This window comes from Mesorhizobium sanjuanii (genome assembly GCF_002529485.1).
In the GTDB taxonomy this organism is placed as follows: domain Bacteria; phylum Pseudomonadota; class Alphaproteobacteria; order Rhizobiales; family Rhizobiaceae; genus Mesorhizobium; species Mesorhizobium sanjuanii.
In genome coordinates this window covers 1-7,542 of the sequence record NZ_NWQG01000282.1, presented here as the reverse complement: position 1 = coordinate 7,542, position 7,542 = coordinate 1, and the positions used below count along the sequence as shown (strand labels likewise).

Below are 7,542 nucleotides of genomic sequence, written 5' to 3'. Positions count from 1 at the left end.
TTGCTTCAGGATTTGGTGTTATTCCTCGCGTCCGCCGTCGAACACGACGAGATGACGGATGCGGCGCGCCTGGCCGAGCGCCGAAATCGTTTCTGGCGGATCGAACTCCAGGGGAACGAGCGAGGGGACGTCGATAGCCGGCCTGTTGTTCAGGAACACCGGTTCCTTCTCCGGATCGACGACGCGGATCGAATCGATCAAGGCGTCGGCGATCGGATCGGCGCCCAGCCAGAACGGTTTTTCCGCGGCACTTATCACGCCGAGGCAGCGCGGATTTTCGATGCCGCCGTCGAGCGGCAGGGCGAGCAGCTCGAATTTGTTGGAGCGGCCGTTGCGGCTGAAGCCCTCATAGGTGACGAGCGCCACGGATTTCTGATCGAAGACGCCATCGACCAGCCTTGCGACCAGCCGCTGGTCCTTCTCGCGCCACAGCGAGGGAAAGGAAAACCCTTTCAATTCACGGCCATAGACCGCGCAAAGCCTGGTGCCGGCCAGCCGGAATACCGCTTCGCCGCGTGTATCCTTTTCCAGGATGAACGTGTCGGCCAGCAGCGACTTGATATCGGCGGGCTCGACTTCCGAGCGCTTCGGGGCAGGGCGTCCGTCACGCAGCCGGTTCCAATAATGGAACAGCGTGATCGATCCGTTCTGGTTCATGCTATGCAGCTCCGCGCATTCTGTCGTCTGATGTCCCATCGGTGAACAGAAGGGGCGCCCTCCGATGACCTACATGCGTTGCGGAGCAGGATGCGTGCCAGCGTCGTTAGGACTTGTTCACGGGTCGGGGCCGTTAAGGTTAACAAGTGGTTTACGTTGCGTCCGACCGGGCCCTGTGGCACACCAAAACCACTCCAGAAGCGGTCGTTTTGCGACGATCGGCAGCAACTTCAGTCAAGAGTTTGGGGGTCGGGGGACTCGACCAGCCGTTCAAGGGAAACCTTGGACGGCTTCTTTTTGATTCGCGTCAGGTTTTGATTCGCGCCCGACTCGATTCGCATCCCCATTTGACTCACAGGGACGATTCGCCGTTTGTGATTTTGCCGGCCGTAGCCTAGATGCTCGGGATGTCGAATCCTGGGACTGCGTGCAAATGAGTGAACCATTAAGCCCGTCGGACATCGAACAGGGCGAACCGCGCGAGCCGGAGGAGCAGCGCCGCGAACCGGTGTTCAATCTGCCGCCTGTCGTGCTGGCGGTGATCGGCATTTGCGTCGCCGTTTACCTCGTCCAGGCCTATCTACTGACCGACGAGCAGGACCTGTCCCTGCTGATCCGGGCTGCCTTCATACCGATCCGCTATTCCGGTCGCTTCGACCTTGATTTCTATGCATTTTCAAGTCCGTTCACCTATGCCTTCCTGCATGGCGGCTTTGCCCATCTTGCCATCAACATGGTGTGGCTGGCCGCTTTCGGTTCGCCGTTGGCGAACCGTTTCGGCGCGTTTCGCTTCAGCCTGTTCTTCGCGGCGACGGGATTGGCGGCGGTGGTGCTGTTCTGGGCCGTGCATCCGCTCGGCCAGGCGCCGCTGGTCGGCGCGTCGGGCGCGATATCGGGCATGATGGGAGCCGCCGCACGCTTTGGCTTCCGCATCGACCGGTCGCACGGCAAGGCCGCCTTCGCCGGCGCGCCGTTGCCGATGGCCGAGGTGTTTCGCTCGCGGGGCGTTGTGACCTTCCTTGCGGTGTGGATGGTGATCAACCTCGTCACCGGCCTTATCGGCGCACCCGGCGTCGACGGGCAGATTGCCTGGGAGGCGCATATTGGCGGTTTTGTCGCCGGCTTCTTCGGGCTGCGGTTTTTTGATCGGCGCCAGCAGGCGGATGAGTTCATGGTCTGAGACCGCGCACTTGAAATGCAACCGATCGCGGCGCACCATGTTCACTCTTATGTGAAAGCCGGCCAGGGCAGGAGCCGGCAAGCTGAGGAGGACGCCATGACTGTTAAGGCAATTCTCGAGAAAAAAGGCCATGACGTGTTGACGTGCGGGCCGAACGACAAGCTGAGCGAGGCTATTCGCATCCTGACCGACCACAGGATCGGCGCGCTGGTCATCACCAATGGCGACCACAAGATCGTCGGCATTCTTTCCGAGCGGGACGTCGTGCGGGTGCTTGCCAAGGAAGGGGCGGCCGCACTCGATATCGCGGTGCGTTCGGCGATGACGCCCAAGGTGAAGATCTGTAATGAGAACCATACCGTCAACGAGGTCATGGAGATCATGACCAGGGGTCGTTTCCGCCATCTGCCCGTGGAAAAGGACGGTCTGCTCGACGGCATCGTCTCCATCGGCGACGTGGTGAAGCGGCGCATTGAAGATGTCGAGCGCGAGGCCGAAGAGATCAGAGCCTATATCGCCACGGCCTGAGCCCGGCGGAGAAAACCGCCGACCGGGGGCCGGCCGGCGGATTTGCCTTTACCTGTTGTCGAGTTCGGCGCGGACGAGTTCGAGCCCGCGCCGGGTGATGCGGTAAGGTCCGCCGCCCGCCGAGGAGACCGCTCTCTTCCGCTTGAGTTTGCGAAACAGATTGAGATCGACGCCAGGATAGTGCCAGCCATCGCGGGTCAGGCATTTGACGGAGGCGATCCGCTTCTTCTCGTTCTTTTCGATTTCGATGCGCCCGCCCTGCGCGAGCAGGTGCAGGATGCGCTGTTCAGTGCGCGAAATGTCCATGTGAAAGAATTCCCGGGAAAACGAAAAAAGCCGCCGCCGCGAGAGTTCGCGGCACGGGGTTTCAGGTTTTTTCTGCCCTGCCTCACTGGGAGGTCAGGGCCTTACCGGGACTGAGCGTAAGTGGACATCCACTCTCCATTGGGATGAGCGGCATATAGGCGAAAGCGGCGGAAAAGGCCAGCCTGCGGCTTTGCACTTGTCTCTTTTGGCGGTTTGCACTAGCGAGAACACACATCAAAATATGCGTTTGCGCATATTCCGCACTTCCAATTGCAGGCCCTCATGACCCTCATCGACACCCGCACGCCCGACGCCAAGCGCCTGATATCAGGCGCCACCGGCGACTGGGAAATCATCATCGGCCTCGAGGTGCACGCGCAGGTGACCTCGGAGGCAAAGCTGTTTTCCGGCGCCTCGACGATGTTTGGCGCGGCGCCCAACGCCAATGTCAGCCTGGTCGACGCGGCGATGCCGGGCATGCTTCCGGTGATCAACGAGGAGTGCGTCAAGCAGGCGATCCGCACCGGTCTGGGGCTAAGGGCGCAAATCAACCACAAGTCTGTCTTCGACCGGAAGAACTATTTCTATCCCGATCTGCCGCAGGGCTATCAGATCTCGCAGTTCAAGCAGCCGATCGTCGGCGAGGGCAAGGTGACCGTTTCGGTCGGCCCCGACCGGCAGGGCGAGTTCGAGGACATCGAGGTCGGCATCGAGCGGCTGCACCTGGAGCAGGATGCCGGCAAGTCGATGCACGACCAGCATCCGACCATGTCCTATGTCGACCTCAACCGCTCCGGCGTGGCGCTCATGGAGATCGTCTCCAAGCCCGACATGCGCTCCGCCGACGAGGCCAAGGCCTATGTTACCAAGCTGCGCACCATCGTGCGCTATCTCGGCACTTGCGACGGCAACATGGACGAAGGCTCGCTGCGCGCCGACGTCAACGTCTCGGTGCGCAGGCCCGGCGGCGAATTCGGCACGCGCTGCGAGATCAAGAACGTCAATTCGATCCGCTTCATCGGCCAGGCCATCGACTACGAGGCGCGCCGCCAGATCGCCATTCTCGAGGACGGCGGCAAGATCGACCAGGAAACGCGGCTGTTCGACCCCAACAAGGGCGAGACGCGCTCCATGCGCAGCAAGGAAGAGGCGCATGACTATCGCTATTTCCCCGATCCGGATCTTCTGCCGCTGGAGTTCGACCAGGCCTATGTCGACGCGCTGGCGAAGGACCTGCCGGAACTCCCGGACGACAAGAAGGCACGGCTGATCTCATCGCTGGGCCTTTCGACCTATGACGCCTCGATCCTGGTGTCGGAGAAGGCGATCGCCGACTATTTCGAGAAGGTGGCCGCCGGCCGCGATGGCAAGCTCGCCGCCAACTGGGTCATCAATGATTTTCTGGGTGCTCTGAACAAGGCCGGAAAAGACATTGAAAACGCACCGGTTTCACCCGATCAGCTCGGCGCCGTCATCGACCTGATCAAGGAAGGCACCATCTCCGGCAAGATCGCCAAGGATCTGTTCGAGATCGTCTGGAACGAGGGCGGCGACCCGCGCCAGCTCGTCGAGAGCCGCGGCATGAAGCAGGTCACCGACACCGGCGCCATCGAGAAGGCGGTGGACGAGGTGATATCAGCCAACCCCGACAAGGTCGAGCAGGCGCGCGCCAAGCCGACGATGGCCGGCTGGTTTGTTGGCCAGGTGATGAAGGCGACGGGCGGCAAGGCCAATCCCCAGGCGGTCAACGACCTGGTCAAGGCCAGGCTCGGCATCGAATAGGAAGATGTTCGTCCGCACTGCCAGCGAACGCGATCTGGTTGCCATCCGGGTACTGCTGGTCGAGACATGGCACGCCACCTATGACGCCATCTACGGTGCCGCCAAGGTCACCGAGATATCAGACGAATGGCATTCGATCGCCTCGCTCAAGGCGCGGTTGACGCGGCCGAACTCCGAATTCCTGGTGGCTGACGATGGCAATCGCGTCGGCGGCATGGCCTTCGCGGCAGCCACCACCACGGATGCGAAGATCATCCTGTTGAACCAGCTCTACGTGCATCCGGATTGCCAGAGGCGGGGGATCGGCCAGGCGCTGCTGGAAGAGGTCGAGGCCAGCTTTCCGGAGGCGCGCACGCTGCGTGTCGAGGTGGAGGAGGCAAACGCTCCTGCCGTCGCCTTCTACCGCGCGCAAGGGTTTCTGCCCGCCGGCAATACCGCCGACTGTGGCGGTGGCTCCGGGCTGCCAGCGCTGATTTTCGAGAAGGTGATCGGGTAAGCAGCCGGCGGCAACCGTGCCTGCCACGCCGTCAATGTTGCCCCTTGAGGACGACAAGGTAGTCGCGGTCGACGTGAAGGCGGAATGCGATCTGCTCCGATGTGCCGGGATCCTTGCGGGATTTCTCGATGACATAACCGCCCGGATGGGAGCGAAGCCATTCCTGGGGATTGTCGATCCGTTCTAGCGGCTTCTCGAGCCGGGCGAGGAAGCCGACTTCTGCCTGGTAGTCGAAGTCGACGGCCCAGTCCGCCTCCTTCCTTTGGCTGATGAAATTCGCCAGCGGCATGAGATCGTAGCGTTTGAAGGCGGTGACGGAGGCGATTGCATGCCCGACGCCGAATATCGCGAGCATGCAAAGGGCCGCCCCCTTGATCCTGGCGAGCGGCACCTCAGCCATGAAATATCCGAACATGATCGTTGCCAGAGGCAGGACCGGAACGAGGTAGTGCGGCTGCTTGCCGGATATCGCACTAAAGATCAGCACGACGACGATGAACGACATCGACAACAGCCGCAGCGCCGGCAAGTCCCTTGACCGGGTTTCTAGCAGGCCACGTATTCGGGCCGGCAGTCGCAAGCGCCAGACATGCGGCATGAAGATCCAAGGGATGAACAGCAGCGGCATCAGCAGGATGTAGAAATAGAACGGCCGGTTATGGGAATTGTGCAGCTTGCCGGTGACACGCCCGGCCGACTGGTTCCAGACGAGGTCGTAGACGAAGTTGCCTTTCGTCAGGATGGTCGCCGGCACCAGCCAGACCGCTACTGGTATCAATGCGACGAGAATGGCCAGACCTGCCCCCGCCAGGAATCTCGGGATCGTTAGCCCTGCCTGGCGATCGCGCCAGAATGGATAGAAGAGAACGGGCACGCCAACATGGATGAGCACGACAGGGCCTTTCGCCAAGACACCCAGTCCAATGAACAGTCCCGCCAAAACCGCCTGCCAATGGTTGCCGCTCCTGGCAAACGCCAGCAGCGACAACAGTGCTGCGACCACGCAGGCCGTCAGCAGCATGTCGAACAGGATCAGCGTCGAATAAATGACGAAAACCGTGCTTCCGGCGACCAGCCACGGGATGCGGCTTGCGATGTCGTCGCGACCGGGAAACAGCGCCCTTGCCAGCAAGGTCGTCAGCCAGATGACGAGCGACGATGCGGCGAAGATGACGAGCATCGCAGCAGCCCGGCTGGCGCCGAAAACGGTCCAGACCAGGTCGATGAGCCAGAACAGCAGCGGCGGTTTCTGCAGATACGGCGCGAAATTCATCGTCGGAACGAAGATCTGTCCGCTTTGGTACATCTCCCAGGTGACGCTGAGGTAGCGCGTTTCATCGACAGGCAGCAGTGGCCGAAAGGCGACCGCGATGCAGATCAATGCAAGCAGGAACAGATAGGGAAGTAGCCGCTCGACATGTGCCGGTATCAAGATTTGGAATCCGCGCCAGAAATCACCTCTTCCAGCCGGGCATGGTGCCGCGCTTCTGGAGTGCGCAGGACCGCGCCAAGATTTTGGCCGAATTGTAACGAAGCCGGCTCAGTGTTGCAGATTCTGGAAATGGGGTCTGCAAGAGCCGCAAGACATCCGGTTAAAACGCACCGTTTCAGACGGAGAGAACTTCCACATTGTCGATCAGCCTGGTCTTGCCGAGCCAGGCCGCTGCGAGCAGGCGTCCGTCCCGGTTTCGCCGCCACGGGGCAAGCGTCAGGCTCTCACGCGCCGCGACGTAGTCGACCTTGTCGAAGCCGGCCTTGACCAGCGCATGACTGGCCTCGGCGGTTGCGCTGTCTTCATTCGTGCCGGCCGCAAGCGCCACCGCCGTCCGGCGCAATATGGCGTTGAGCTGGCGCGCCACTTCGAGCTCGGCGTCGCCGAGATAGGCGTTGCGCGACGACATGGCGAGGCCATGCGCATCGCGCACCGTTGGCGCACCGATGATTTCCACCGGCAGGTCGAGGTCGCGGCAGAGCTGCCGGACCACGCAAAGCTGCTGGTAGTCCTTTTCGCCGAAGACCGCGAAGTCGGGCGACACCTGCAGGAAGAGCTTTGCCACGACAGTCGCGACGCCGTCGAAGAAGGTCGGCCGGAAATCCGACTCCAGCCCGGCGGCAGGTCCGCCGACCGAGATTTTCGTGGCGAAACCGGCCGGATACATCTGCTTCACATCGGGCGTGAGGGCGAGCTGCGCTCCGGCTTGTCGTAGCCGCTTGAGGTCGCGGGCGAGCTGGCGCGGGTATTTGTCGAGATCTTCGCTTGGCGCGAACTGCGTCGGATTGACGAAGATCGAAACAACGCAGCGGTCGGCTTTTTCGAGAGCGATTTCGACCAGCGAGATGTGGCCGTCATGCAGCGCCCCCATGGTCGGCACCATCGCAATGCTGAGGCCATCGCGACGCCAGTCGCGGATTTGCGCGCGAAGCGCGGCGACGCTGTCGACGACGAGGGGACGGCTCATGCTTTGTCGCCTGCGTTGTTCTTGTCGGTTGCGGCGGGAAAGACATGGCCCGGGCCGGGAAACGTCCGGTTTCGCACCTCCGCCGCATAGCTGGCGGCGGCACCAGAGATGACGCTGCGCAGATCGGCATATTC

Annotated in this window: 8 protein-coding genes and 1 pseudogene; 4 read left to right on the top strand and 5 right to left on the bottom strand. The window is 61.8% G+C overall.

From position 1 onward, the window contains the following. Positions 1 to 18 precede the first annotated feature (18 nt). On the bottom strand, positions 19 to 657 hold the full coding sequence (locus CN311_RS30935) for a PAS domain-containing protein (RefSeq protein WP_097577375.1): 639 nt from the start codon (positions 655 to 657) through the stop codon (positions 19 to 21). Positions 658 to 1,090: 433 nt separating this feature from the next. On the opposite strand from CN311_RS30935, the gene CN311_RS30930 reads away from it, so the two are divergent. Together CN311_RS30930 and CN311_RS30925 are read left to right on the top strand one after the other, a co-directional pair. Further along, entirely contained in the window at positions 1,091 to 1,837 is a 747-nt protein-coding gene (locus CN311_RS30930; protein ID WP_097577374.1) for a rhomboid family intramembrane serine protease, read from the top strand. 96 nt (positions 1,838 to 1,933) lie between these two features. Further along, the gene (locus CN311_RS30925; RefSeq protein WP_097577376.1) at positions 1,934 to 2,365 is read left to right on the top strand and encodes a CBS domain-containing protein; all 432 of its coding nucleotides are present in this window, start codon (positions 1,934 to 1,936) and stop codon (positions 2,363 to 2,365) included. A gap of 48 nt (positions 2,366 to 2,413) precedes the next feature. Here the strand turns inward: CN311_RS30925 and CN311_RS30920 are convergent, their stop codons facing one another. Next, positions 2,414 to 2,671, bottom strand: coding sequence for a YjhX family toxin (locus CN311_RS30920; RefSeq protein WP_097577373.1), 258 nt, complete (start codon positions 2,669 to 2,671; stop codon positions 2,414 to 2,416). 282 nt (positions 2,672 to 2,953) lie between these two features. Between CN311_RS30920 and gatB the strand changes: the two genes are divergently transcribed. Both gatB and CN311_RS30910 read left to right on the top strand, forming a co-directional pair. Beyond that, positions 2,954 to 4,453, top strand: coding sequence for an Asp-tRNA(Asn)/Glu-tRNA(Gln) amidotransferase subunit GatB (gene gatB, locus CN311_RS30915; protein ID WP_097577372.1), 1,500 nt, complete (start codon positions 2,954 to 2,956; stop codon positions 4,451 to 4,453). Between the two features lie 4 nt (positions 4,454 to 4,457). Next, complete coding sequence (locus CN311_RS30910) at positions 4,458 to 4,949, top strand: GNAT family N-acetyltransferase (RefSeq protein ID WP_097577371.1); 492 nt, start codon at positions 4,458 to 4,460, stop codon at positions 4,947 to 4,949. 31 nt (positions 4,950 to 4,980) lie between these two features. Here CN311_RS30910 and CN311_RS30905 read toward each other — a convergent pair whose 3' ends face one another. The 3 genes and pseudogenes from CN311_RS30905 to CN311_RS33570 form a co-directional block, all read right to left on the bottom strand. Continuing rightward, positions 4,981 to 6,381: an ArnT family glycosyltransferase gene (locus tag CN311_RS30905; RefSeq protein WP_097577370.1), complete on the bottom strand. Its 1,401-nt coding sequence runs from the start codon at positions 6,379 to 6,381 to the stop codon at positions 4,981 to 4,983. A 175-nt stretch (positions 6,382 to 6,556) separates the two neighbouring features. After that, entirely contained in the window at positions 6,557 to 7,408 is an 852-nt protein-coding gene (panC, locus tag CN311_RS30900; RefSeq protein WP_097577369.1) for a pantoate--beta-alanine ligase, read from the bottom strand. Then, positions 7,405 to 7,542: pseudogene (locus CN311_RS33570) on the bottom strand (3-methyl-2-oxobutanoate hydroxymethyltransferase); the annotation flags it as partial. The gene panC and the pseudogene CN311_RS33570, both read right to left, overlap by 4 nt.

Excerpts from the sequence above, each read along its gene's own strand:
- CN311_RS30935 (WP_097577375.1), bottom strand. The coding sequence starts at position 657 with ATGAACCAGAACGGATCGATCACGCTGTTCCATTATTGGAACCGGCTG.
- CN311_RS30930 (WP_097577374.1), top strand. The coding sequence starts at position 1,091 with ATGAGTGAACCATTAAGCCCGTCGGACATCGAACAGGGCGAACCGCGC.
- CN311_RS30925 (WP_097577376.1), top strand. The coding sequence starts at position 1,934 with ATGACTGTTAAGGCAATTCTCGAGAAAAAAGGCCATGACGTGTTGACG.
- CN311_RS30920 (WP_097577373.1), bottom strand. The coding sequence starts at position 2,671 with ATGGACATTTCGCGCACTGAACAGCGCATCCTGCACCTGCTCGCGCAG.
- gatB (WP_097577372.1), top strand. The coding sequence starts at position 2,954 with ATGACCCTCATCGACACCCGCACGCCCGACGCCAAGCGCCTGATATCA.
- CN311_RS30910 (WP_097577371.1), top strand. The coding sequence starts at position 4,458 with ATGTTCGTCCGCACTGCCAGCGAACGCGATCTGGTTGCCATCCGGGTA.
- panC (WP_097577369.1), bottom strand. The coding sequence starts at position 7,408 with ATGAGCCGTCCCCTCGTCGTCGACAGCGTCGCCGCGCTTCGCGCGCAA.